Here is a 25192-nt window from a genome sequence, read left to right as displayed (position 1 = left end):
CGCACTTGGCCTACCCTCTGCAACCCCGGCCAGCGCCGGGCAGGCCAAGCGCTGATCGCCTACAGGGGGTGAATATTGGACGCCGATAAGGGGTCAACATTCCGCGCCGATTGACACCCGGAAGACATAAAGAGCCCCGTTGAACGGATCACTGCCAGCATCTCGAACCAGTGATAGCAAGCTGTCAGGTCCCTTACGGAAGTCGATCGGATGGCTCGCTAGAAAGACTTTCACGTTCGACGGGATCATGCCGACCGCACCGCTCGGATCACGCGACTGAGGTGTGCTTCATCGGCATCCACCCCCGCCCGGATAATCACGTCGCCGATAACCACCTCGATCACCGCCTGCGCGCAAACCGGTCCCGAATCCGCCTCAACAGCCGCAGGCACCGAAGAGCCCCCTTGTTCGGCGCGAGCATCACGACGCCAGCCGAATAACTGTGATGGATGTATGCCGATGCGACGCGCAATTGCCGAGACATTCGCTCCAGGCTCCATCGCCTCAGCCACCGCTCGCTCCTTGAAATCATCGGACCAACGCCGCCGAAACTGCCGCGGCGCGCCCTCTAAACGTTCCGGAACGGCCTCGATCATATGAAAGTTTCTAGTTCCAGAGATAGGCGCAGACATAGAAGCTCACAGCTGGTGAATAGTCATTACGCAATAGCTGAGCTCGCGCTACTGACGCCAGATGGGGTCAGCTTGCCGCTTACATGTTGATTTCCGCGCAGAAGTGAGCCGGTTTTTCCACCGAGAAGTGAGCCACCTCTGAGTATGGTTTTCTGATCAGGTTTTGGTCAAGGGCTTGGCTTTTCTCCTCTCTTGTGTGCTGCGGCGGCGGAACTGGCTTTGAAGCGGAAGCTGTCGTTTCCTGTTTCCAGGATATGGCAACGATGGGTCAGGCGATCGAGGAGCGCGGTGGTCATTTTGGCATCGCCGAAGACAGATGCCCATTCGCTGAAACTCAGGTTGGTGGTGATGACGACGCTGGTCCGTTCATAAAGCTTGCTCAGCAGGTGGAAGAGCAATGCTCCACCTGAGGCGCTGAATGGCAGATATCCAAGCTCGTCGAGGATGACCAGGTCAAGACGGACCAGGGTCTCGGCGATTTGTCCCGCCTTGCCCTTGGCCTTTTCCTGCTCAAGCGCATTGACCAGTTCGATCGTCGAGAAGAAGCGAACTTTTCTGCGATGATGCTCGATGGCCTGGATGCCGAGGGCTGTCGCGACATGGGTTTTGCCTGTTCCTGGGCCGCCGACAAGCACGACATTGTGCGCTCCATCCATGAACTCACATCGATGCAATTGCCGCACTGTCGCTTCGTTGATCTCGCTGGCGGCGAAGTCAAAGCCGGAAAGATCCTTGTAAGCCGGGAAGCGAGCCGCCTTCATATGATAGGCGATGGAGCGAACCTCGCGCTCGGCCATTTCGGCTTTCAGCAACTGCGACAGAATGGGCACCGCCGCATCGAAAGCCGGGGCCCCTTGTTCGATCAGGTCTGTGACGGCCTGGGCCATACCGTACATCTTCAGGCTTCGCAGCATGATGACAACGGCGGCACTTGCAGGATCATGACGCATGGCGACCTCCTGCGATCCGGACGCGCAGGCCATCATAGCGTTCAACATTTGCCTCAGGTTCACGCCGTAAGGTCAGCGCCGGCGGCGTATCGATACCGGGACCGTCGGTCGTCTTGCCGTCGATCAGCATGTGCAGCAGATTCAGCACATGCGTTTTGGTCGCCACGCCCGCCTCCAGGGCGAGTTCCACGGCTTGCAGGACGGCCTCTTCGTCGTGATGAAGGACAAGGGCGAGGATATCGGCCATCTCACGATCACCGCCGGGACGGCGAAGCATCTGATCCTGTAGTTGCCGAAAGGCCGAAGGCAATTCCAGGAAGGGCGCACCATTACGCAACGCACCGGGTTTGCGCTGGATGACGGCAAGGTAATGCCGCCAGTCGTAAATCGTTCGCGGCGGCTTGTCGTGACTGCGTTCAATGATCCGCGTATGTTCGCAGAGGATATTGCCCTCGGCTGCAACGACCAGTCGCTCGGGATAAATCCGCAGGCTGACGGGCCGGTTCGCAAAAGACGCAGGCACGCTGTAGCGGTTCCGTTCGAAGGTGATCAGGCATGTCGGTGAGACGCGCTTGCTTTGCTCGACGAAGCCGTCAAAGGCGGCAGGCAACGTCATTAATGCCGCCTTCTCTTCGGCCCAAATGTCGGCGATCGTACCGGGCAAAGTGCCGTGCGGTGTCTCACGCCATAGATCCTGGCAGTGCTGTTCCAGCCAGACGTTCAGTGCCGCCAGATCTGCGAAGGCGGGCATCTGTTGCCACAACCGCGGACGGGCATCCTGGACGTTCTTCTCGACCTGTCCCTTCTCCCAGCCTGCCGATGGATTGCAGAACTCAGGCGCAAAGACGTAATGGTTCGTCATCGCGAGGAAACGGATGTTGACCTGCCGCTCTTTGCCGCGACCGACACGATCGACCGCCGTCTTCATGTTATCGTAGATGCCGCGACCAGGCACGCCGCCGAACACACGGAAGCCGTGCCAGTGGGCGTCGAAGAGCATCTCGTGTGTCTGCAAAAGATAGGCACGCAAGAGGAACGCCCGGCTGTGCGCCAGCTTGATGTGTGCGACCTGAAGCTTCGTACGCTCACCGGCTATGACAGCGTAGTCCTCACTCCAATCGAATTGGAATGCTTCGCCAGGACGGAAAGACAGCGGAACGAATATGCCACGCCCCGTCGTTTGCTGCTCACGTTGCCGATCAAGTCGCCATTCACGGGCAAAGGCAGCCACCCGGCCATAGGAGCCGGTAAAACCAAGGGCAACCAGATCAGCATGAATCTGCTTCAACGTACGCCGCTGCTTGCGCGACTTTCCAGCCTCGCTCTTCAGCCAACCCGCCAGTTTGTCGGCAAATGGATCGAGCTTGCTCGGTCGTTCGGGGACCGTGAATGTCGGCTCGATCGTGCCGGCATTCAAATATTTGGAGATGGTGTTGCGTGACAATCCGGTTCGTCGGCTGATCTCGCGCACCGACAACTTCTCGCGCAGTGCCATCCGACGGATGATATTCAAAAGTCCCATGTGGATCACTCCGTTGCCCCCGTCACTCAAAGCGATGGGGAAAGGTTCACATGGCTCAATTCTCAATGGAAATTATGCGCCTAACCGGCTCACTTCTGCGCGGAAATCAACAGCTTACAGCTATCGAGCGCTGACGCGGCCTATAATCAGACGACATTCTATGAAGCTTGGCGTCTCATCATCCAACGCTACGGCATCTATAACCCGTATACGGGTCGCGGAGCTATCAGAGGCTTGCTGCCGCACGGCCCTCACAATGTTCGGGACGTGTTGGCAACGCACATTCTGAAACTCACCGGCTCATATGAACAGGCGAGCTATGCCATTCAGGATACGCCGGAGATGGTGCAGCAGCACTACGGGCGCTTCCTCCCACAAGACAAGGCAGCCCTCGCCGCAAAAATATTGAACCAGGTGTGGGAAGCGGCTTGAAGACAAGTAGGCTGGCGATGGCGTAAACATCGCCGGCGTTTCAGTGATTAGATACACTGATCCAGCGAACTGCTTTGTCACATATTGCACTGCGAGCTATGGATTCCAAAGGTAGATCTCGAAGGGATCGAACCGTCGTCCCGCTATTCCCAAATGGGGCAGTTGAGAGGCCGCAACCTCGCCGCCATCCTTTCCCCGCAGAACCGGTGCCGGCTCGATATCACCCGCAATGACGGTCCGGCGAATGACGTTGCGTACGTTGCCTTGGTCACACGGAGAGGTGCAACCTCGCATATGCGAATCGTATCACGGGCGATATAATAGGTTCGCAACAAACTTCGTTTCCGTCATCACACTCATATCAATCACAATCGTATGTATTTGAATGAGTCTGTAGTGGCCCCTTAATTCCCCGGACACGATCTCCCACTTGTTAAGTGTTAGGAGTAATGTTCCCATTATGACCAGTCACATACCTAAGATAGAAGTGCTGTCCGGCCCTGAGCGCCGCCGTCGCTGGTCGACAGCGGAGAAGCTGGCGATAGTCCAGGAGACCTACGAGCCTGACGTCACGGAGCATCGTTGCGCGACGGCATGGCATTCAGCCGAACCAGTTGTTCGCCTGGCGCAAATTGGCGGCACAGGGTGCGCTGACGGCGACGGCATCTCAGGAAGAGGTTGTCCCGGCATCTGAATACAAAGCACTTTAGAACCAGGTGAAAGAGCTTCAGCGCCTCCTCGGCAAAAAGACGATGGAAGGCGAAATCCTCAAAGAAGCGCTTGAGATAGCATCAGGGTCAAAAAAACACCTGTTGCGCTCGCTCTCGTTGCCGAAGGACGGTTCGCGATGACGGCGGTGTGCGAGACCTTGGGTGTCGCCCGGTCCAACATAGCGGACCGCGTGAGGCAACGTCCTTCCAGAGCCAGAGGGCGGCCGCCGCTCGCTGATCAGGAACTGATGGATGAGATCAAGACGATCATCGATGACATGCCGACCTACGGAAATCGCCGGGTCCACGCGATCCTGCGCCGTAAAGCCCGCAGCGAAAACCGTCCATGGCCAAATGCCAAACGCGTCTACCGGGTGATGAAGGTTCACGGCATGCTTCTTCAGCGCCATACGGGTGCAATCGACACCCGTCGCCACGATGGCCGCGTCGCCGTCGAGCAATCCAATATGCGTTGGTGTTCAGACGGGTTTGAAATCAGCTGCGACAACAAGGAGAAGGTGCGCGTTGCTTTCGCTCTCGATTGCTGTGATCGCGAGGCCATCGCCCATGTCGCGACAACCGAAGGCATCAAGAGCGAGGACGTCCAGGACCTTGTCATCACGGCTGTTGAGAACCGTTTCGGTCTCGTCAACACACTTCCAAAGCCAATCGAATGGCTGACGGACAACGGCTCCTGCTTCATCGCAAAGGAAACCAAATCACTGCTCATCGATATCGGCATGGAGCCGTGTTCAACGCCCGTTCGCAGCCCTCAGTCCAACGGAATGGCCGAAGCCTTCGTCAAAACCTTCAAGCGCGATTACGTCCTGGTGAACCCCTTGCCGGACGCCATGACCGTCATCGCACAACTGCCCTCATGGTTCGAACACTACAACACCCTTCACCCGCATAAGGCAGTAACCGGTGTTCTGCCCCCACATTGCCCGTCGTCGCCTGATCTGTGATCGACATTCCGTGGATGAGCGACAAGGAGTTTCTCCATGGAGTCTACGTTGGAGGTTGTCAAAACGCGGCGGAGCAGACGTGAGGCCCATCGCCAATGGCCCGATGAGGTCAAGGCGCGGATCGTTTCGGAGAGCTTGAGACCAGGCGTAACCGTGAACGAAGTAGCAGGGCGCTACGGGCTGAAGGCCAACCACCTGTCATCGTGGCGGACGTTGGCTCGGCAGGGCAAGCTTGTGCTGCCAGAGCCCGAAGACGGGGTCGAGTTTGCGGCCATCGTTGTTGATGCTCCATCGCCGGAGCCGCAGGCAGCCAAGGTCGCTTCCCGCGCCGAGATCGTCGTGGGTCCAGTTACAATCTTTCTTGAGGAAGGCGCGTCAGCGTCCCGGATTGCTGCAATCGCCCGCGCCTTGGCGGCAGCTACATGATCTTTCCGTCGAACCGCGTCAGGATCATGGTGGCGACCAAACCTGTGGACTTCCGCAAGGGTCATGATGGTTTAGCGGCGCTGGTGAAGAACGAACTGCACAAGGACCCGTTCACTGGAACGGTCTTTGTCTTCCGGTCCCGCAAGGCGGACCGGTTGAAGCTGATCTACTGGGATGGCTCCGGGATCGTCATGGCCTACAAACGGCTGGAAGAGCACACGTTCACGTGGCCCGGCATCAAGGATGGCCTGATGACGTTGACCCATGCCCAGTTCGAGGCCCTGTTTGCGGGCCTGGATTGGCGGCGGGTTCATGTCGTCCAGACGAGAGCACCGGAAGCCATAGAATAGCTGCGGCACAATGACTCAGCAGGGCAAATTGCAGAGGCAAATCGGCTCCGGATTTGGTAGCTTCCTGCTATGTTTGATGCCGCCGACCTTCCCGATGATGTTGCTGCCCTGAAGGCGATGCTGATCGCGGCGCAGGCACGCGAGGCGGCCAAGGACGTCGCGATAGCGAGCAAGGACGAGCATATCGCCCGCAAGGATGAGCGGATCGAGCGGCTTGAGAAGCTGGTCGCAGCATTCAAGCAGGCAGCCTTCGGGCGCAAATCCGAGAAGACCGATCCGGACCAATTCGACCTGGCACTGGAAGACCTGGAGACGGCTATGGCCGTGATCCATGCCGAAGATGAGGCGGACGTTCCGGCTGGAAGCAGGATTGCTAGGCCACGCGCGATCAATCGCGGTTCCCTTCCGAAGCATCTCCCGCGTGTCGAAGAGGTGATCGAGCCGGAAAGCCTGACGTGCGGCTGCGGCGGTTGTCTGCATTGCATTGGCGAGGATGTCTCCGAGCGACTGGACGTGATCCCGGCACAGTTCCGCGTGATCGTCACCCGGCGGCCCAAATATGCGTGCCGTGCCTGCACTGACGGTGTCGTTCAGGCTCCGGCACCAGCACGGCTGATCCAGGCAGGGCTGCCGACGGAAGCGACCGTCGCCCATGTGCTGGTCTCCAAATATGCAGACCACCTTCCGCTCTATCGGCAGGCCCAGATCATGAGCCGCCAAGGCATCGATCTCGACCGCTCCACGCTCGCCGACTGGGTCGGCCGGGCAGCCTATGAACTGCGGCCCGTCTTCGATGCTTTGGTCGCCGACCTGAAGCGCTCAACCAAGCTGTTTATGGATGAGACTCGTGCCCCGGTTCTCGATCCCGGCTCCCGCAAAACCAAGACCGGATACTTCTGGGCACTGGCGCGGGATGATCGCCCGTGGAGCGGCTGCGCTCCACCAGGCGTGGCCTTCACCTATGCGCCCGGTCGCGGTGGCATTCATGCCGAACGGATACTGCAGGGCTTCACGGGCATTCTGCAAGTGGACGGATATGCCGGATACAACAGGCTGATCGCGCCGGAGCGCGTTGGTCCCGACATTCAGCTCGCCTATTGCTGGGCACACGCTCGTCGCAAGCTGGTGGAGATCACTCGCATTGGCTCAGCACGGATTGCCGAGGAAGGAGTGAAGCGGATCGGAGAGCTGTATCGCATCGAGGCCGAGCTGCGAGGCCTTGACGCGGAGGCTCGACTTGTCGGACGACAGGAACGCTCAGCGCCACTCGTCGCAGACTTGCATAACTGGCTTGTCCATCACCGCGCACGCGTCGCAACGAAGTCGCCGCTCGGCGAGGCATTGGCCTACATCGCCAAATACTGGGATGGTCTGAAGCTCTTCCTGACCGATGGACGCATCGAGATCGACACGGATGTTGTTGAACAGCCCCTTTCTCAGCCTTTTTGTGGTTTAGGTGGCCTATCTCTCCAGGCTTCGACCATGGCTGCGTAGGCTGCCTCCGCCTGTGCAACGAGCTCCATCTCTCGATGTCGGATTTCCTTGATCCAGTAATCGCGGGCGGGACCAGCGGGCCCATGTGCTTTGGGAGCGCCGGCACGAAGTTCAAGCTTGCGCATCTTCATGGCGACAAAGGCGGGCCGAGCCCATCTGTAGGGAGCCTCCTTGGTCAGCAACTGCCAGATCAGATTTGCGATCTTGCGCGCCGTGGCGACCGCCGCGACGTTGAGACCTTTGCGGTCCTTTATCCGGAGAAAGAAGGCACGCAGCGGCCCCGGGACCGACGCGGCCGACCAGGCAGCTTCAATCAGCATCGTTCTGGCAATCGCGTTTCCCTGTTTCGAGATGCGGCCATGGATTGCGCCGCGATCGCCGGACTGGCGCACCCGTGGGGTCAAGCCGAAGTAGCTCGCAAGCCGGTCGGGCGTCGGGAACCGGGAGATGTCGCCAATGGCGGCTATCACCGCCGTGGCAACCACGGAATTTACTCCGGCGATCGTCATCAGCTTGCGCGTGCGAGTGTCGTCAAGCGCAATTCGGGCCATAGCACCATCCAGCTTTTCGAGCTTGGCCTTCAGCCAGTCCAGTTCATCGAGATGGCGGGCGAGGAGGTCGCGCTCTGCCTTGGGCAACGGGGCCTTCGAAAGCCAGTCTCTGCCATCTTTTCCGAACAGATGTCCCGAGTATTTCGGCACGAGATTGGCGTGGAGAACGGCCTGAACCCGGCTCTTCACTCGTCGCACTGATCGTACGAGCGCCGCGCGCTCCGACACGAGACGACGCAGGTTCAGGGTATCATCATCCGCGGCCCAGACCTCCGGCAAGAAGCCGGCGGCATGAAGCTGCGCCAGAATCCGCGCGTCGACTTTGTCGGTCTTCACGCGCGCGTGGGCGATGGCCTTCACCTGAAGCGGGTTCGCGATCACGACCTTGGCCACGAACGGCGTCAGCAACCTTACGATGGCCGAGGTGTTCCCGGTTGCTTCCAGTATGACTTCGTCATCCTTTCGAAGCTTCTGCCCAAAGGCCACCACAGCGTCGTAATCCAGGTCCACCCGGAATTCTTCAGTGACCTTGCCCCTGTCAAGAACCGCGACCTGCGCAAAACTTCGATGCACATCCATTCCGATCGACCGCATTCCAAATCCTCCATGTTGTTGATGGGGGAGTGCGCGGGCTGTGCGACATCTACGGATACGCGCTCGCAGCGCAGACGGGATAGTCGCAGGGGCGGCCAGATAACAACGCGAGCTCGCAGCTCAAAGTCAATTCGGCCTGCCCGCTTCTTCGCACTCCGACGCCCCTGTCCCGACACGACAATTCTAACATGACAGGATAGAATCTGCCGAACGTTCGTGGGACGCCGATGGCAACATGCCCGATAACAACATCGCTGAACGAGCCATGCGTCCGCTCGGAATTGGAAGGAAGAACTCTCATGACCGTCCGTCAACAATAAAGGGTATGCGAAATCGCCGCCCGCTTGCGCGTAGCCAAAATGTATGGAGCCCAGCAGGGACAGAGCACCGGGTAAGAATTATCGACGGTCGCTCAAACTCTCATTCTGGGGTTTGGTTATCCCAGTTGTGACCATGCGTCGTGGGCTGCCTCGTTCTGGCTGCGGGGATCGATGATCGCCCCTCCAACTTGCCTGAGGATTCTCCATACCGCACCCGATGCCCTGACCATGCCGGGCAGATTTATATCTCTATGTTCGTCGCTTCATTTTTCCAGGTCTGGTTTCAGCTCGCTAGGCTGAACATGTTGGCATACTGCCCAAATGAACCCGAGTAGTTCACGCGCGACTGCCGTCACCGCAACTTGGCTTCGCTTCCCGTTGGAGATTAGTTTGCGATACCTGCCATGTAATCGGACCTGAGCCTTCCAGGCTATATCTTTGATGACCTGTTGGGTCTCGGGCATTCGCGTCCAGCACCACTGCCCGACTTTCGGCCTGTTGCGGTAACACCAAGCTGCTTCGAACAGAAGTGAGCGTAACGTTATGTTTCCGCTCTTGGTAATTCCGCGCGGCCGAAGCGATTTACCACTTGACCGTTCTCCTGGCACCAGGCCGAGATATGCCATCAGCTGACGAGGATTAGCGAAGCGCATGAAGTCGCCTATCTCCGCGACTAACGCCACTGCCACTACGACCCCAATACCCTTCAGCGCCTGAAGCGCCTCGACAATAGGGGCCAATGACCAATGCGGTATCAGTTCGACGATCTGTTCGTCGAGTTCTTTCCGGCGGCTTTCAGCTTGCTCATGTGCATTGAGATAACTCTGGAAGGCAATCTGTTGAGCGATGTGATCAAAGCTTTGGTCGGATAGCCAGACCCTGTGCCGATAGGTCCAGCTTTTCGCGCCGAACTGTCTTCCCTGACGTAGCAGAAAGCTCTGGATTCGCTGTCGCGCTTTTCGAACATCGTAGGAGGCAGTCTGTCGTGCCCTCGCAAGATCTCGCATCGCTTCATGCACCTCGTCCGGTACCCACACCGCAGTCAGCTCACCTGCACGAAGCAATCGCGCCAACATAGATGCATCGCGGGTGTCATTCTTTATCCGGTCGCTGGGCTTCTTGGGAGTCATCGATGGAGCGACAACGATACATTTCGCACCCTTGGCATGCAGCGTTCTGTAGAGCCCATAACCGGTCGGGCCGGCTTCATGAGCGAACTCCAGCTCGGCATATTTGCCACGAAGCTTGTTGAGCAACTTGTCGACTGAAGTTGGTGTATTCGCAATCGTGCCCCACGATCGGACTTCGCCATTTCGTTCGGCCTCGGCTACCGCAACGGCGATGGTATCCTTATGGACGTCAAGGCCGACATATGCTGTCATCTTTTCCATGATCGTTCCCTTCCGTTTTAGCGCCCCTCTGGCGCTAAAACATCTTGCGAGGGATCGCTGCCCCCGCCAAGGACGGTCATATCATCTGGCTCTTCGCCGGATCAGACCGCGGCGCGGATCGTGCAGCCTTCATGGCCACGTTGATCATGACGGCAAAGCTCAACGACATCGATCCGCAGGCGTGGCTTGCCGACGTTCTTACCCGCATCGCTGACACGCCGATTACCAAGCTGGAGCAATTGCTTCCGTGGGATTGGAAACCACCGGCTATTGAAGCACAAGCGGCATAACCTAAGGCCTTTTAAAAGGCGTCTGCTGCTATTCGTATCGTAGCAGCAGAGCAGCTTCCTCATATCGAGCCAACAAACGTAACGCTGTGGCTTATTTCAAAATTTTATCAATAAATCCGGTTGGGATTCTGAGGGGTTTCGCTGCAACTGGCGGGAAGCACGAGCTCCCCGCGCAGTTCAATCGAGCTTTCCTAAACTTGGCCAAGTTCTTAGCCTCCAAGGTTCTTGAACACCTCCTGGCCGCGCTGCGTCAGAGCATACGTATTGCCAGCATTTTTCTTAACCAAACCGTACGTCTTCAGGTGTCCGATTTGAGTATCGACCATCTTGGTAACACGCTTAGTGGTGTTCGTATAAGCGCTCGCATTGTTGCGGAGATCGTTCAGCGTTTTGCCATAAGGCTGCAATTCGCCTTCGATCCAGCCTTCAACAATCTCCTTGCGATCGACTGGAAGCTTAGACTTGGTCACCATCTGAGCGACAGTCATAAAGAATGCCGCCGTTTCCAACTGTACCAAGGCCTTAGCTGCGCCTTTCGGCGTCTTGTAAATATCGCGATCCGTGTCGTTAAGCAGCCGGACCCATTCCTGGGTCCAAGCCTGAGAAAGTTCCTTGAGAGCTGACATTGCGGTCATGGTTTAGCACCCTTCGCGCGTGGCTGGATCTGCCCATGCAGTCCTTGAGAATAGCCACTATATTGCGTAGAATCCCCGTGACCGAGTAATGGAACAAAGCCACTACATCCCGGAAAAAGGTTACTACTGCAATTTGCGCGATATCGTAATGAGCGCTAAACATTCTGAATCCTTCCTAATCTTGTAGGCAGGCAGACAATACCATAACTCTTCCGCTTCGGAAGAACCTCCACTTTTTGTGGAGAACTCGGCAAGATTAAGGCCTTTAAGTTGGCATAAAAAATACACCGCCAAGCTTCTTCCTAAGGAGCTTTCTCTCGACAAAGGCGCGAAGGTGTTCAGCTCACAAAAAGTGGACGTTATTGGCGCACTTTTCGTGGGCCTCATAGTGATCGGCATCGACCACCCGAGCTATGGAGAGTCAATTGAAAAGGCCCAGCAGTGTTGTTTCCGCTATCGTTATTGGAGCGTGCGTTTCCGCGCCGCTGCTTTTCAGCGCAATCGAACTGAAGATCATTCCGATAAAAGAACCAATGCCATTTACGGAATGTGGCGTCATCGAGGAGGCCGACTTCGGTTACTTCGGTAAGATCAGGGGTTGCGTTGGTTGGTCTTTTCAGTTCCCTAAGTCCAACCCGTACATGATTATCCTGCGAACCCTCCAGTCGAAATAACTGCTTATCCCCATTTTCGATAAGGGCGCCGCAGAGAGCTGCGCCTCTTTTGTGTCACAGGACTGGAGTGCGGACGAATGACCTTCACCAAAGGCTCACCTCGATCAGATGCTTCCGTGAAATTGGACGCCACCGACCCGCGATGCTCGAGCAGTCAGACTTGCGGCCTTCACCGGAGGCTTACGTTTCGCAACACCAACGGATCGGACCACCTCCTCGGGGGGTATGCAGCGCCTGCTAGGACGCGGACTCATTAGCTGAAGCGATCCAGATCCTCGTCGCGGCAAGTTTGAGCCCGGCAAGGTAATTATCTGCGCGTCTGTCGTATCGTGTTGCCAGACCACGCATCTGTTTGATGCGGTTGAAGAAACGGTCTATGAGATTTCGCTGGCGATAGACGCAGCGATTGAAGCTAAAGGTCTGTTTGCGGTTGGCCTTGGCGGGAATGTTTGCCCAGCATTTGCGTTGCTTGGTGAAGTTACGGATCGCGTCGGTGTCATAGGCTTTGTCTGCAAGCACTGTCGTTCCAGACTGAATGTCACTCAGCAGCTTTTCGGCCATCGGAGCATCGGCGGCCTGACCGGCGGTCAATTCCAGTCGAACAGGCAAACCATCAGCATCGACGAGCGCGTGAATCTTTGTCGTCAGGCCGCCACGCGAACGTCCCATGCAAGGATCGGTAGATCCCCCTTTTTTGCGTTGGCACCATGCTGGTGAACGCGGACGCAGGAAGGATCGATCATGACGATCTCTCCAGCATAATGCCTTGAAACAGCGCCAAGAAGGCGATCCCAGACGCCTGCCTTGCGCCAGCGCGAGAAGCGATTGTAAAGCGTCCGCGCGGACCATAGCGCTCGGGTACATCATGCCAGGACGAGCCAGTCCGAAAGCGCCATAGGATACCATTGATCACCCGGCGGTCATCCACGCGCTCAACTCCACGGCTGTTGGTCGGCAGCGAAGGCGCGATAACCGCCCATTCCTCGTCGGTCAGTTCGTGACGGCGCATGACAATCTCCTTTCCAGGAAATTGAATCACACAACGCCATCAACGTGAACCCGTTATGGGGACGCAGCTTAGGGCAAACGTCGAGGTCCTCAGGCATGGTCAGGCTTGAAAACGTTGGCGATATTCTCCGGGCGTCAAACCAACAATGCGAACGAAGATTTTGCTAAACGCGCTGGGATCGGTATAGCCGACCTCCCAGGCGATGCGTCCGACTGGAGAATGGCCGAACTGCAATAGCTCTTGGGCCTTGGCGACCCTAAGGCGTTGAGCGTAATCGGTCGCGGTCATGCCCGTGGCTTTCTGGAAGCGACGCAGGAACGTGCGTTGTTCCAGCCCTGCCTGTTCGGCCAGGATGGCAAGCCGAGCCTCCTTGCCCCCATTCGCCTGAAGAAAATGCTGTGCCTTGACGATGGCTGCGTCCCTATGGCTCAGCCGTGGGGCGAACCCGCTGTAAAAGCGTTGCTCACGCCCCGGCGGATCGACCAGCAACATGCGCGCGGTCTGCACCATCGCCACAGGACCGAGAAAGCGCTCCACCAGCTTCAAGCCGAGATCGGTCCATGCCATGAGCCCGCCCACCGAGATGATATCGCCGCCGTCGACAATCAGCCGATCGGTATCGAGCGCCACATCAGGGAAGCGGTTGCGGAAGGCGTCGGCAGAACCCCAGTGGGTTGTGATCGTTCGTCCGGCAAGAAGCCCGGTTTCTGCCAGAAGGAACGCCCCGGCGCAAACGGAAGCCAGTACCGAACCCTCACCATGACATGTGCGCAGCCAGCGCGCAAGCGGCGCGGCAGCCTCAGCCGATATTGGTGGCTCCAGCGAAGGCGGCAGAATCAGCACGTCGCAAGGGCCTGTGTCCTCCCCGGTTGCATCGGTATCGCTGTCGAACACAGCAACGGGCTCTTCATCGCCCTCGATCCGCAAATGCCGCACCAGCAGACGCGGGGTAGCGGGATCGGCATTATCAGCCAACCGGCAGGCGACCTTGAAAAGGTCGGTCAGCCCCAGCACCGCTGATGTCTGCGCGCCTGGGTAAAGCAGGATCCCTATCCGCACATGCGCCATGTCGATATCGCCCTTTATTATGTCGTTTTCGCCAATTGCGCCAACACTCACCTGAAACGATATTCAGCGCAAGCAACAACTAACTCTAAAAAGGATTTTTCGGGATGTCGAAGCGAGCTATTCTGATCGTCGACCTTCAAAATGAATATTGGCCATCGGGCAACCTCCCGCTCCATGGCATCGACGCGGCCGCCACTAATGCCGCCCGCGCTGTGGCGCATGCCCGAGCGAAAGGTGATCTGGTCGTCAACATTCGCCACGAGATGCCCGACGCGCCGTACTTCGTGCCCGGCAGCGCAGGGGCCGAGATAAACGACGTCGTGCGGCCTGCGACCGGTGAGCCTATCATCACCAAGCACTTCCCTAACTCTTTCCGCGAAACCGGGTTGAGCGATCTGCTCCAGGAACACGGCGTTCAGGACGTCGTGGTCGTCGGCGCGATGAGCCATATGTGTGTTGATGCGACGGTGCGTGCGGCCAACGATCTCGGGTACAAAACAACGACGATCCACGATGCCTGCGCAACGCTTGATCTGAACTTCAACGGTATCACGACTCCAGCAGCGCAGGTGCATGCAGCAATGATGGCAGCGCTTTCCTTTGGCTATGGCGCCGTAATCTCCACCGAGTCCTTTCTCGCTCACTAACGACCTATTCCGGAGAAGACTATCCATGACCACACGCAGAGAGCTTTTTGCCCTATCGGGCGCTGCGCTTGTCGCCAGCGCCTTCCCGGCCGGCGCAGAGGTTGCCACGCCGCAGGACAGTGTGAAAATAACGCAGATACGCAACGCAACGCTCCATATCGTCTATGGCGGCGTTCGTTTCCTTGTCGATCCGATGCTTTCGGATCGTCACTCCTGGCCAGGTTTTGAAGGCTCGGTGAACAGCGAGGAACGCAATCCTCTCGTGCATCTTCCTATAACTAAGGAAGAAATCATCGACGTGGACGCGGTCATCGTCACCCATCTTCACGAAGACCATTGGGATGAGGAAGCGCGCAAAGTTTTGCCGAAAACACTGCCGATTTTTGCCCAGAACGACGCGGATGCTTCAATCATCCGGGGACAGGGGTTCTCCGAAGTTCGCGTGCTATCGGAGACATCCAGCTTTAAGGGTGTACAGCTCATCAAGACGAACGGTCGTCACGGGACTGAGGCGCACTACGCTAGGATCGGCAGTCTTCTCGGTGAGGCGTGCGGTGTCGTGTTCAAGAAAGCCGGACTTAAGACCGTCTATCTGGCTGGCGACACGATCTGGCACGAAAGGGTAGCGACAGCTCTGAAAACGCATCGTCCCGATGTGGCTATCCTGAACACCGGCTATGCGATGACCGCCGGGATTGAGGGCGGCATCATCATGGGAACGCAGGATGTGCTTTCGGTCCACAAGGCCGCCCCTGAAACCCTCCTGATCGGCAGCCATATGGAAGCGGTGAACCACTGCACTGTGAGCCGGGCTGACCTTCGGGCTTTCGCCCGTGCAAACGGTTTCGCTGACAAGCTTCGCACTCCCGGTGACGGGGAAACCGTTATCCTTTGAACTGACTTATCGTTGGGCGCCTTGAATACGGCAGTGCCCAACGCCAGGCCGCCCCCGAGTGCCGCTCAACATTTGCAGTTATTCTCTCCCATTAACACCAGAAACAGGAGCATAATTGAGGTGCACACTCACGACGAGAATCTAAAGTATATGCCCGATCTGCGGGATGCCGCGCCCGAGATGGTGGCCGCAACTTTCAATTTCGATAAAGTATCGTTCAACAAGAATGTCGGGAGCCTAGACCTTGCCACTCGTGAGTTGATCGCTGTGGGCGTCGCGGTCACAACGCAGTGTTCATACTGCATTGTCGATCATGCGAAGCGGGCTATCTAGGTGGGTGCATCTAAAGAGGAGGTCGTGGAAGCCATTATGGTGGCTTCGGGGCTTCGCGCCGGAGGAGGTATCACCCATGGCTGGCAGGCGATGAAGAGCATTTCTGAAGGGAAATATTGAGATAGAAGAGAGGGCGTCAGACGGGCAGTTCAGCATCAGTTTCTATGGCGATATCGACATAGTGCGGAGGTGATCGAGATATCCAATAATGCCCGGTCGAGTTTGCGAATGCCTAGTGCACCACGATACGTGCCCCGTGTTGCACTCGGCTGTGAAGATCGATGATGTCCTGGTTCAAGAGCCGTATGCAGCCAGCGGATACCGCTTTGCCGATCGAAGTCGGATCGTTGGTGCCGTGGACGCGGTAATAGGTGTCAACACCATCCTTGTGCATGTAGAGCGCACGCGCGCCCATGGGATTGCGAGGTCCGCCATCGACACCATTGCCATAGCGCGCATATTGCTTGGGATTGCGTTCGATCATGCTGGGCGTCGGCGTCCATCGTGGCCAGGCCGCCTTTCGCGCGATCACCGCTTCACCGCCGGAAAAGGCCCGCGCAACCGGTCCGACCCCGACGGCGTAGCGCATGGCTTTTTGTCCGGGCAGGATAAAATAGAGATAGCGTGCGGTCTGGTCCACGACGATTGTTCCGGGCTTCTCGGCGGTCGGATAGTCGATGACCTGCCGAACATGGCTCGGGTTCATTTTTGACGTATTGACGGCTGGAATCTGGAAGCCACCATCCGACATAGTGCGATATATGTGGGCAGAATCTCTTTCTGCCTGTCCAAAGGCTATGATCGCCGGGTCCGTCCGCGCGTGCGGCGCGAATTGAGCCGATGTCGTCTTGTGCTCGGCGCGCGATGTAGAGCATGCTGAGAGGGCTACTGTGCACATCAGCGCGAGCGCAACGTTCTTTGAAAAGTACAGGATCGGCAAAAAGAAGCCCTCAGAATCATTGGCGAAAACACGTCGTCCATGGGGCGCGATCCTTAAGGCTGCCTTAAGCCTGTCCGATAAAGACAGGCGGAAGGACAAGGGGACTGATATGCGGATACTTATTGTCGAGGATGATGCCATTCTGCGGGACGGTCTGAGGGTCGGCCTGGAAATAAACGGCTTTACTTCTGACGCCGTCGAGACGTGTGAGGAAGCAACCGCTGTTCTCAAGAATCATGAGTTCGATGCAATTGTGCTTGATCTGATGCTGCCTGACGGTTCCGGGCTCGATATCCTCAAATCCTTGCGCGATCGCCGTGACGACACGCCCGTGCTTCTGTTGACGGCAAGGGATGCGGTTTCTGACAGGATCACAGGGCTGGACACAGGCGCTGACGATTATCTGGGCAAGCCCTTTGATCTTGATGAGGTGGCAGCACGATTGCGCGCCCTTGTCCGTCGCGGCTCGGGTCGGTCGCGCGCTGTGCTGGAATGGCGGTACTTGCGGCTCGATCCCTCTTCTCAGGCCGTGGAACAAAACGGTGAAGCTGTGCGGCTTTCGCGCCGGGAATATTCGATCCTCCATGTCCTCATGGCCCATCCGGGACAAATCCTCTCCAGGAGCCAGATCGAGGGCAAGCTCTATGGTTGGCAGGAAGAGGTGGAGAGCAATGCTGTCGAAGTGCATGTCCATCATCTGCGCAGCAAACTGGGGCCGGGCGTCATCCACACAGTTCGGGGGATCGGCTATCGTCTCGGGGAGGAATCGTAATACCTTCGATCAGCGAACGATTGTTCCTGATCCTTGTTCTGACCACTGGCCTGGTCTGGCTGTCAGCCGTGGTGTGGATTTTCCTCAGCACGCGCGCCGAAGTCGAAAAGGTGCTTGATGCACGCCTCATGGAAGCGGGGCGCATGGTCAGTTCCCTGATCGCCAGCCAGGATATCTCGGTCGATCAGAATCCGAGCCCGGCTGCCGGGGTTCCAGTGCGGGCCCACTATTCTTATAACCACCAGCTTTCGTGCCAGATATGGTCATTGCAGGGCGCGTTGATTGGACGCTCCGAGAGTGCCCCCGATCAAAAGCTCTCCGAGAATGCTGACGGCTTTTCAGAGACCGAGATCGACGGCGAACACTGGCGTGTCTATGCGGTCACCAACAATGAACTCGGCGTCCGCGTCCTGATCGGCGACAACATATACGCGACGGCCGCGTCAATGATGTGATCAGTGGGCTTCTCCTTCCCGTCATGCTGATCCTGCCTGCTCTTGCCGGCCTGATCTGGTTGAGCGTGAGACGGGGTCTCGCGCCATTGAACAAGATCGCGGATAACCTGGAGCAGAGGCATGCTTCCGACCTGCGGCCGATCGAAGACGTCGAAATCGCCAGGGAGATCGTACCCGTTCTCCAATCGTTGAATGGCCTGTTTGCCCGCGTTGCCGGGCTGCGTGAGAGGGAGCGGAACTTCATCGCCTTCGCCGCACATGAACTCAGGACTCCGCTGGCCGGCCTCAAGACACAAGCGCAGGTAGCACTGGCCAGCAAAGACCACACGAGTCGTGACCAGGCGCTGCGGCAGATCATGGTCGGCGTCGACCGTACCGGGCGTCTCGTCCGGCAACTGCTCGACATGTCGGCAGTCGAAGCGCGTGATCGGGATGCGCCGGCCGTGGTTGTGCAACCCGGGAAGATCCTTCGATCATTGGCGGCAGAACTCGCCGACCCGGCGAGACAAGTAGAGATCGAGATTTCCCCCGAGCTTGACGGGATCGAACTTGCCATCGATCCGGAGACATTCACGCTGGCGGCACGCAATCTGATCGAGAACGCAGTCAATCATTCGCCTCCAGGCGGCGTGGTCCGTTGCCGTACGGCCGACGATGCTGAGGACGGTCTCGTCATCATCGAGGACGACGGTCCAGGTATTCCCGATGACGAGCTTCCCAAGGTTACGGAGCGTTTTTTCCGCGGACGAAACAAGGTCCCCGTTGGCAGTGGGCTGGGCCTGGCGATTGTCGAACTTGCATTGGGTCGAAGTGGCTGGCGCCTCAAGCTCGAGAATCGGATTTCGGGCGGGCTGAGCGCCGTCATCGCTCAGCCACATCGTTTGTAACCTGGCGCATCGCTGGAATACGGGCATTTCTGTCGGATTATCCGATCACGAGCCGATCGGCTTTAGCTGGATCCGGAATGACGACGATCTTGCTGCCGTCAGGCACATTATCGGCAAGATGAATGACGTCCTGATTGAGCAGCCGGATGCAGCCCGACGACACGGCCTTTCCGATGCTGCGAAATTCAGGCGAACCATGGATCCGGTAGATCGTGTCCTTGTTACCTTCGTGAATATAAAGGGCCCGGGACCCTAGCGGGTTGTTGAGACTGGGGGGCATTCCGCCACTGGCAATGCTGTAGGGCTCGAGCTTAGGCTGACGGGCGACCATCTCGTTGGGAGGGTTCCACCGAGGCCATTTGCGCTTATATGCAATATGTCCTTGGCCAGCCCATAAAAAACCGTCGCGACCGACGCCGACGCCATACCGTCCCGCTCTTGCGTTGGGCCTGACGTGATAGAGATAGCGGTTGGGCGTATCGACAATCACAGTGCCAACCTTTTCGTCGGTTGGATAGTCTATCTCGGTACGCCACCACCTCTCGTCGACCTGCGAGACGTCCACCTCGGGGATCGGGAACTGTTCGTCAGGAATAGCCGCATAAATCAGTGGCGTGACTGGGTGACTGGGCTCAGGAACTGATGCAACCGCAGTCGTCGGTTGTCGCGTGGACATGCAGCCTGTCAATGTCAGCGCGCTGCTGGCACCGAGAAGGAACGTGCGTCGGGTGACCATCGCGGCGAATTGGCTCGCCTTGCGAAGAACTACGGATATGCCTTGATCGATATACGAGCGGACTGGTGCGCCGTCTGCCACAGGATCGAAGGTGAGATACTCTCTCATGTTGCAGTTCAGCGGCTACTGGACCATGTGGCGTTGCTCAAGGTGGATGTCACGGCGATGGATGGCGGCAATCGGCAGCTGCTATCCTATCTCCGGGCCGATGGGCCTCCCACGTTCTTTATTGTGGATACGGCAACTGGCGGGGAATATGCCTGGACCCGTTCCGTCGGGTCGTTTCGCAAACACGATCTCATTCGACGTCTGCAGCCATTTGCGCGCGCAGCGTGATGCAGATGGGGAGGCATGAAACCCAGATCCGGCAATGATCGCGACAGAGCGAGCCTGCAGCGGCGGCCCCACTCTTAAGCCTGCCTTAAGGTCACAGAGGTCTGGAAGAATAAATGTAAATATCTGGAGCTCCGCAATGGACGATCGGCTGGAAATCACAACTCACCATGCGATGCCTGTGGCCGAGGGCTACAGACCTTCTTTGGCGATCAGCAGGCGAACCTTGCTATCGGGGCTGGCCGCACTTACCGCCGCAGGAGTGGCGACACGGGCGCAGGCCGCCGATGACGCATCATCAACGGAGATGATCCTCATCGATCCGCAGGCGCCGGTGGGCGGCAATCCAAAGGGTGACCTGACAATCGTCTCGTTCTTCGATTACAACTGTCCTTTCTGCAAGCGTACGATCGAGCCGCTGGACGCCGTCCTGGAATCGGATGGCAAGATCAGGCACGTCTACAAGGACTGGCCGATTCTTTTTCCAACCTCCGTTTACGGCGCCAAATACGCCCTCGCGGCGAAGTACCAGGACCGCTACGAGCAAGCCTATCGCGCGCTCATGGGCATCGACGGCAGCCGTGTACCCGAGGAGACAATGCGGGCGGCGCTTCAAGCTGCCGACCTCGACTTCGCCAGGCTCGAAGCCGATGCGCACGACAAGGGCGCGGAGATCACCGCCCTGCTCAAGCGAAACAACGCCCAGGCGGAGGGCTTGGGGTTGCGCGGTACGCCGGTCTTTCTGATCGGACAGTTCCTCGTTGCTTCCGCGCTCGATGAACCGGGATTCCGGCAGGTCGTCTCCGACGCGCGCAAAGCCGGCCGTTCCGATTGATGCTGTACCGTCCGAGAGAACTCATGCGCCACGTTTCAGTCTTACAACTCCTCGCGAGTTTGTTTCTTATGGTCTGGTGCGCCACCGCCATGGCACAGCAGTCCGATCTGTTGCAGGCCGAAGAGGCCTTTCGCTTCTCCGTAGAGCGCGGTCAGGATAACCGGATCACCCTGCACTGGGCTATTGCAGAAGGATATTATCTCTATCGCGATCATCTGGAAGCGAAGGATGCAGGAACCGGGGCGGGTGTCACGCTTCAGAGCGACCCCGGTGTGGTGCAGGCCGACGATCCCAATTTCGGTCCCTCTAAAGTCTACTACTCCCGGGCAGTTGCGCGCCTGAGCGCCGACGCGCCCGACCAGGTTGCCATCACCTATCAGGGCTGCAAGAAAGACTCGATCTGTTATCCGCCGATCACGCTGACTTTGGACACAAAGTCCCTGCAGCTCTCTGAAGCGGCGGTTGGCTTCGGAGTTACCTCGCCGCAGACAGCCTTCCCAAGCAGTACGAAAGCCGGCAGTTTCCAACTTGCAGAAGAGTCTGTCGGCAGTGGCATAGTCGGCTCGCTTCTCGCCAGCGGCGGCGCGCTCTGGGTCATCGCTAGCTTTCTCGTCTTCGGGCTGCTGCTGGCCTTCACGCCCTGCGTCCTGCCGATGTATCCGATCCTGAGTGCCACGCTGGCGCGGGAAGGCGAGGCGCTGACGGCGCGGCGTGGCTTTGTGCTGTCCTTGGCCTATGTGCTGGCTATGGCCGCCGCGTTCGGCGCGCTTGGTATTGCAGCTGCCTGGTCGGGACTGAATCTGCAAATCGTGTTGCAATCGCCTTATGCCGTTGGCGCCATCGCCATTCTTTTCGTTGTGCTGGCCATGTCGATGTTCGGTCTGTTCGAACTGAAATTGCCCTCCGCATGGGTCAACCGCATGGCTGGTGTCCAGGCCGGCGCGCGCGGTTCGATCGGCGGTGCGGCCGCGTTGGGGTTTGTTTCGGCGCTCATCGTCGGACCCTGCGTCACCGCTCCGCTCGCAGCCGCATTGCTGTACATCGCCCAGACCGGCGACGCCGTGCTCGGCGCCTCCGCACTTTTTGCGCTCGGGCTGGGGCAAGGGCTTCCTTTGATCGCTTTTGGCACGATGGGAAGCCGTGCTTTGCCGCGCGCTGGGGCCTGGATGGTGCAGGTCAAATATATCTTCGGTTTCGTCTTTCTTGGTGCGGCCGTGCGGATAGCGTCCAGGCTTCTGCTCCCGCAGGCGACCCTCGCGCTATGGTCTATCGTGCTGTTGGCTGCGGCAGTGTTCATCGGAGCGGCTGATCGGCTGACGGCGGATGCGAAGGTCGGCCCGCGTTTCCGCAAGGCGGTCGGCATGGCGCTTTCGCTTGGCGGCGTGATCCTTGCCCTCGGAGCGGCGTCTGGCGGCACCGATCCGCTGCGGCCGCTTGCCCAATTTGGCGCAGGCGGCGGGGTGCAGCAGTCCACGACCGAACTGACATTTGCCAAAGCGGGTTCAACGCCCGCTCTGGAAGAAAAGCTCGCCGCCGCCAATGGCCGGCCCACGTTTGTCTATTTCACGGCCGATTGGTGCGTCACCTGCGGGACGATTGAACGCAACGTCCTGCCGAATTCGGAAATCATGGCCGGACTTGACGGTTTCCAGCGGGTCAAGGTCGATCTCACGACGCTGGACGCCGCCAGCCAGGCCCTGATGCGCGATCTCGCCGTTATTGGCCCGCCCACGATGGTTTTCTTCGATAAGAATGCCGCAGAACTGAGCGGATCTCGGCTGGTCGGCGACGTGACCAAAGAGACGCTGCGGGCTTCGATCGCCAAGTCGGGACAGTGAGATGAACGCTGTCGCCCGGCCCACTCGTCTTCGCCCCTGATCGCTTCGCCGCCATTCTCGCGATTGGCGCTTTTCTTCTACTCAGTGAAGTGCTCTCGCGGAAGGTGGACCCGCGCTTCTCCTCATGGGGCTGGGAAGCGGTTGTCGCCTTCGTCATCGGGGCGCGGTCAGGTCACGTTGTGACACATGCCACGAGCTTTATGGAGGAGCCATGGCGTGTTCTGGCGCTCTGGCAAGGGGCTTCCACACTGCCTTCGGAGCCGCTGTAGCGGTGGTCTTCACGCTCTTACGTTTCCGTCTTCAGTGGCGTCTCGTGCTTTGGTCAGCGCTACCCGGTGCAGTTGCGGCTTATGCCGCCGTCTTCGTCCTGCAACTCACCGCCGGCGTTCCAGCGATACCTCTCCCGACCGGAGACAATTACTTGACGTTGGCCGGCGAGCCGTTCAATCCAACAGACTTCAAGGGCCGGCCCGTGGTCGTCAATCTCTGGGCGACGTGGTGTCCGCCATGTCGCCGGGAAATGCCGATGATGGCGGATGTAGCGGCGAGTAATGACGCTGCCACGTTCGTTTTCGTCAATCAGGGCGAAGGGCGCGAGGTCATCGACCGCTACCTGAAGACCGAGAACCTCAAGCTTGATCATGTCGCGCTCGATTCATTGCGTGAGTTTGGAGGGCACTACGCAGTGCCAGGTTTGCCAGCGACGCTATTCATCGGAAGCGATGGGACGCTGCAGTCGGTGCACATGGGAGAGATTTCAAGAGAGGCGCTAGCGGCAGGAGTTCAGAAAATCCAATAGCGATCCATTTTTTCAGGTTCATGCCGCCGGAAGCGATGGCGGTGTCGTCTTGCGCAGGAAACTGTCTCTCGGCCAAGTCGTCACATTTTTTACGGAACTGCCCAAACGCACGGTCGCGATGGAATCCTGTCACCGCGCACTACTGGGCGCGTGAGATCGGCAAACTTGGCCACGATGTTCGCTTGATTCCGCCGGCTAACGTTAAGCCCTTTGTCAAATAAGGCTCACCTGACCATTATTTCACGAAAGGCTTCACATAAGCGGGTGGTAGCAATCGAACTTCATGGCCAAGCTTCCCGATCTCACGAGCCCAGTAATGCGCGGTCGTACATGCTTCCATCGCAACGACACACCTCGGCAATTCCGAGAAGAAACCCAAGACATGAACGCGAGATAGCTTCCTACGAAATACCAAACCGCCATCGGCGCTGGCAGCATGGAGCTGGAATACCCGCTTCGCAAGGTCAAGGCCTACAATGCTAACTTCCTTCATGGATGCTCTCTCCTCTGAGTGACGTTGTTGCAAACATCACTTTGGCACATCGCGATGCCGTCGGGAGGGGGCATCCACTCCATCAGTTCTCAGTGGCAATCAACACTCATTGCCAATACAATGCGATGTTTTGTATAACATAAACGATACATGCTTTTGTTATTAAAAAATATGCCGTATTGAGAAAGACATTAATTGCTATCGCTGAAATTGTCAGAGCTTCGCCCGAAACGGGATCTGTATTGCCTTGGGCTTGAACCAAATTTCTTCGCAAATCTTCGAATGAACGTCTCTTCACTATTGAAGCCGCACTCTTTTCCAATTTCTTTGATCGGTAAACGAGTTTCAAGCAAAAGATGACGTGATGCCTCGAGACGAAGTGTTTCTACTACTTTGCTCGGTGTGTGGAGGATTTGCGCCCTATATTGACGCATGAAAGTTCTCTCACTCATGTTCATGCGTTTGGCCAAAACCGGCACTGACAAATTTTTAGACAAATTCTCAGATATCCAGGCATGCAAATCCGAAAAGCGATGGCTTTTGGACTGCAAATTCAGCGGCGCGCTGAATTGTGCCTGACTGCCGGGACGACTAAGGAACATGACAAGGTGCCGGGCAACTGCGAGTGAAAGCGACCTACCCAGATCCTCTTCTACCAGAGCAAGGGCTAAATCTATACCTGCGGTTATGCCCGCAGATGTCCAGACATTACCGTCGTTTACAAAAATTGGACCCCGCTCAACGATAATGTCAGGAAAACTTCGTTCCAGTTCCACGTAGTGTTCCCAATGCGTTGTTGCCCGACGTCCACGAAGATGGCCAGTCGCGGCCAGCGCGAACGCGCCTGTACAAACGGCGGCCAGTCTTCTTGCTTTATTGCACTGGTCCGAAAGGGACGAACTAAGGTCGACGTCGTCAATAAAGAGCCTAGGGTTCGGTCCCCCGGGAACTATCAAGGTGTGTGGTGCGGGAGCAGCGAAGTCTAACGGCAACGTTTGTAAAAGAAGCCCGGACGGAAGTCTGACTTGTCCATCACGCGAAACCACACTGACGTCGTAAACATGCGTCCTGCCTTTGTTTAAGTGGTTCGCCATCATAAACACTTCAAACGGCCCCGAGAAATCCAGGAGGTTCATTCCTGAGTACGCAAAAATCTGCACCGCAATCGTCTCGACCATGACCCGCTCCAATACCGGATGTCGTTTTGGCAGATTTC

23 protein-coding genes and 7 pseudogenes are annotated in these 25192 nt (G+C 57.7%); 17 read left to right on the top strand and 13 right to left on the bottom strand.

The annotated features are described in order from the left end of the window. Positions 1-93: 93 nt before the first annotated feature. From tnpB (ACZ5A6_RS24805) to istA, 4 genes are all read right to left on the bottom strand, one after another. Positions 94-249 carry an IS66 family insertion sequence element accessory protein TnpB gene (gene tnpB, locus ACZ5A6_RS24805; RefSeq protein ID WP_112403033.1) on the bottom strand — a complete coding sequence of 52 codons (156 nt, stop codon included), beginning with the start codon at positions 247-249 and terminating at the stop codon, positions 94-96. Then, positions 246-596 carry an IS66-like element accessory protein TnpA gene (gene tnpA / locus ACZ5A6_RS24800; protein ID WP_464111581.1) on the bottom strand — a complete coding sequence of 117 codons (351 nt, stop codon included), beginning with the start codon at positions 594-596 and terminating at the stop codon, positions 246-248. Before tnpA (ACZ5A6_RS24800) ends, tnpB (ACZ5A6_RS24805) begins: the two co-directional genes overlap by 4 nt. Before the next feature lie 203 nt (positions 597-799). Beyond that, positions 800-1582: an IS21-like element helper ATPase IstB gene (istB, locus tag ACZ5A6_RS24795; protein ID WP_111785441.1), complete on the bottom strand. Its 783-nt coding sequence runs from the start codon at positions 1580-1582 to the stop codon at positions 800-802. Next, a complete protein-coding gene (gene istA / locus ACZ5A6_RS24790; protein ID WP_111785440.1) occupies positions 1572-3104 on the bottom strand; it encodes an IS21 family transposase in 1533 nt (510 codons plus the stop codon). The genes istB and istA overlap by 11 nt, the downstream gene beginning before the upstream one ends. A 126-nt stretch (positions 3105-3230) precedes the next feature. Here istA and ACZ5A6_RS24785 point away from each other — a divergent pair. The 5 genes and pseudogenes from ACZ5A6_RS24785 to tnpC form a co-directional block, all read left to right on the top strand. Further along, positions 3231-3536 (top strand): annotated as a pseudogene (locus tag ACZ5A6_RS24785) (hypothetical protein); the annotation flags it as partial. A 460-nt stretch (positions 3537-3996) separates the two neighbouring features. Next, positions 3997-5211 (top strand): annotated as a pseudogene (locus ACZ5A6_RS24780) (IS3 family transposase). A gap of 36 nt (positions 5212-5247) precedes the next feature. After that, positions 5248-5637, top strand: coding sequence for an IS66-like element accessory protein TnpA (gene tnpA, locus ACZ5A6_RS24775; RefSeq protein ID WP_162690705.1), 390 nt, complete (start codon positions 5248-5250; stop codon positions 5635-5637). Further along, positions 5634-5987 carry an IS66 family insertion sequence element accessory protein TnpB gene (gene tnpB, locus ACZ5A6_RS24770; protein ID WP_162690704.1) on the top strand — a complete coding sequence of 118 codons (354 nt, stop codon included), beginning with the start codon at positions 5634-5636 and terminating at the stop codon, positions 5985-5987. The genes tnpA (ACZ5A6_RS24775) and tnpB (ACZ5A6_RS24770) overlap by 4 nt, the downstream gene beginning before the upstream one ends. Before the next feature lie 69 nt (positions 5988-6056). After that, a pseudogene (gene tnpC / locus ACZ5A6_RS24765) lies at positions 6057-7421 on the top strand (IS66 family transposase); the annotation flags it as partial. Positions 7422-7423: 2 nt separating this feature from the next. Here the strand turns inward: tnpC and ACZ5A6_RS24760 are convergent. Together ACZ5A6_RS24760 and ACZ5A6_RS24755 are read right to left on the bottom strand one after the other, a co-directional pair. Further along, on the bottom strand, positions 7424-8611 hold the full coding sequence (locus ACZ5A6_RS24760) for an IS110 family RNA-guided transposase (protein ID WP_112403342.1): 1188 nt from the start codon (positions 8609-8611) through the stop codon (positions 7424-7426). A gap of 598 nt (positions 8612-9209) precedes the next feature. Next, on the bottom strand, positions 9210-10337 hold the full coding sequence (locus ACZ5A6_RS24755) for an IS110 family RNA-guided transposase (protein ID WP_065659364.1): 1128 nt from the start codon (positions 10335-10337) through the stop codon (positions 9210-9212). 44 nt (positions 10338-10381) lie between these two features. On the opposite strand from ACZ5A6_RS24755, the pseudogene ACZ5A6_RS24750 reads away from it, so the two are divergent. After that, positions 10382-10627, top strand: a pseudogene (locus tag ACZ5A6_RS24750) (transposase domain-containing protein); the annotation flags it as partial. 209 nt (positions 10628-10836) lie between these two features. Here ACZ5A6_RS24750 and ACZ5A6_RS24745 read toward each other — a convergent pair. The 3 genes and pseudogenes from ACZ5A6_RS24745 to ACZ5A6_RS24735 form a co-directional block, all read right to left on the bottom strand. Then, positions 10837-11262, bottom strand: coding sequence for a hypothetical protein (locus tag ACZ5A6_RS24745; protein WP_019567122.1), 426 nt, complete (start codon positions 11260-11262; stop codon positions 10837-10839). Positions 11263-12173: 911 nt separating this feature from the next. Next, a pseudogene (locus tag ACZ5A6_RS24740) lies at positions 12174-12951 on the bottom strand (IS5 family transposase). A 93-nt stretch (positions 12952-13044) separates the two neighbouring features. Further along, positions 13045-14013 carry a GlxA family transcriptional regulator gene (locus ACZ5A6_RS24735; RefSeq protein ID WP_112403307.1) on the bottom strand — a complete coding sequence of 323 codons (969 nt, stop codon included), beginning with the start codon at positions 14011-14013 and terminating at the stop codon, positions 13045-13047. A 104-nt stretch (positions 14014-14117) separates the two neighbouring features. Here ACZ5A6_RS24735 and ACZ5A6_RS24730 point away from each other — a divergent pair, with 104 nt between their 5' ends. From ACZ5A6_RS24730 to ACZ5A6_RS24720, 3 genes are all read left to right on the top strand, one after another. Continuing rightward, positions 14118-14660 (top strand): cysteine hydrolase family protein, encoded by a 543-nt coding sequence (locus ACZ5A6_RS24730; protein WP_112403286.1) that lies wholly within the window; start codon positions 14118-14120, stop codon positions 14658-14660. Positions 14661-14781: 121 nt separating this feature from the next. Continuing rightward, positions 14782-15555 (top strand): MBL fold metallo-hydrolase, encoded by a 774-nt coding sequence (locus ACZ5A6_RS24725; protein ID WP_162714297.1) that lies wholly within the window; start codon positions 14782-14784, stop codon positions 15553-15555. Positions 15556-15705: 150 nt separating this feature from the next. After that, on the top strand, positions 15706-15888 hold the full coding sequence (locus ACZ5A6_RS24720; protein ID WP_464111601.1) for a carboxymuconolactone decarboxylase family protein: 183 nt from the start codon (positions 15706-15708) through the stop codon (positions 15886-15888). Between the two features lie 232 nt (positions 15889-16120). Here ACZ5A6_RS24720 and ACZ5A6_RS24715 read toward each other — a convergent pair whose 3' ends face one another. Further along, positions 16121-16927 (bottom strand): L,D-transpeptidase, encoded by an 807-nt coding sequence (locus ACZ5A6_RS24715; RefSeq protein WP_464111580.1) that lies wholly within the window; start codon positions 16925-16927, stop codon positions 16121-16123. A gap of 10 nt (positions 16928-16937) precedes the next feature. On the opposite strand from ACZ5A6_RS24715, the gene ACZ5A6_RS24710 reads away from it, so the two are divergent. From ACZ5A6_RS24710 to ACZ5A6_RS24700, 3 genes are read left to right on the top strand one after another with little or no spacing between them, the layout of a single operon-like run. Next, positions 16938-17600: a response regulator gene (locus ACZ5A6_RS24710; RefSeq protein WP_112403305.1), complete on the top strand. Its 663-nt coding sequence runs from the start codon at positions 16938-16940 to the stop codon at positions 17598-17600. Positions 17601-17620: 20 nt separating this feature from the next. Next, positions 17621-18055 (top strand): sensor histidine kinase N-terminal domain-containing protein, encoded by a 435-nt coding sequence (locus ACZ5A6_RS24705; RefSeq protein ID WP_464111579.1) that lies wholly within the window; start codon positions 17621-17623, stop codon positions 18053-18055. A gap of 23 nt (positions 18056-18078) precedes the next feature. Continuing rightward, entirely contained in the window at positions 18079-18942 is an 864-nt protein-coding gene (locus tag ACZ5A6_RS24700; RefSeq protein WP_464111578.1) for an ATP-binding protein, read from the top strand. A 37-nt stretch (positions 18943-18979) separates the two neighbouring features. On the opposite strand, the gene ACZ5A6_RS24695 is transcribed toward ACZ5A6_RS24700, so the two are convergent. Beyond that, the gene (locus tag ACZ5A6_RS24695; RefSeq protein ID WP_464111577.1) at positions 18980-19678 is read right to left on the bottom strand and encodes a L,D-transpeptidase; all 699 of its coding nucleotides are present in this window, start codon (positions 19676-19678) and stop codon (positions 18980-18982) included. Between ACZ5A6_RS24695 and ACZ5A6_RS24690 the strand changes: the two genes are divergently transcribed. From ACZ5A6_RS24690 to ACZ5A6_RS24670, 5 genes and pseudogenes are all read left to right on the top strand, one after another. Continuing rightward, entirely contained in the window at positions 19604-20014 is a 411-nt protein-coding gene (locus ACZ5A6_RS24690) for a thioredoxin family protein (protein ID WP_112403303.1), read from the top strand. The genes ACZ5A6_RS24695 and ACZ5A6_RS24690 overlap by 75 nt on opposite strands. A 208-nt stretch (positions 20015-20222) precedes the next feature. After that, positions 20223-20846, top strand: a complete 624-nt coding sequence (locus tag ACZ5A6_RS24685) for a DsbA family protein (protein ID WP_464111600.1) — start codon at positions 20223-20225, stop codon at positions 20844-20846. Continuing rightward, positions 20846-22684 carry a protein-disulfide reductase DsbD gene (gene dsbD, locus ACZ5A6_RS24680; protein WP_464111576.1) on the top strand — a complete coding sequence of 613 codons (1839 nt, stop codon included), beginning with the start codon at positions 20846-20848 and terminating at the stop codon, positions 22682-22684. The genes ACZ5A6_RS24685 and dsbD overlap by 1 nt, the downstream gene beginning before the upstream one ends. A 211-nt stretch (positions 22685-22895) precedes the next feature. After that, complete coding sequence (locus tag ACZ5A6_RS24675) at positions 22896-23483, top strand: TlpA family protein disulfide reductase (protein WP_162714287.1); 588 nt, start codon at positions 22896-22898, stop codon at positions 23481-23483. Positions 23484-23493: 10 nt separating this feature from the next. Beyond that, positions 23494-23701: pseudogene (locus tag ACZ5A6_RS24670) on the top strand (IS110 family transposase); the annotation flags it as partial. A 20-nt stretch (positions 23702-23721) separates the two neighbouring features. Here ACZ5A6_RS24670 and ACZ5A6_RS24665 read toward each other — a convergent pair. Then, positions 23722-23976 (bottom strand): annotated as a pseudogene (locus ACZ5A6_RS24665) (IS110 family transposase); the annotation flags it as partial. A 191-nt stretch (positions 23977-24167) separates the two neighbouring features. Then, a complete protein-coding gene (locus ACZ5A6_RS24660; RefSeq protein ID WP_112403272.1) occupies positions 24168-25154 on the bottom strand; it encodes a GlxA family transcriptional regulator in 987 nt (328 codons plus the stop codon). Positions 25155-25192: the final 38 nt, after the last annotated feature.

The sequence above is a fragment of the Agrobacterium sp. 6Ca8 genome (assembly GCF_055382765.1).
The sequence above is the reverse complement of the archived record's forward strand: the minus strand, read 5'-3'. Positions and strand labels throughout refer to the sequence as shown.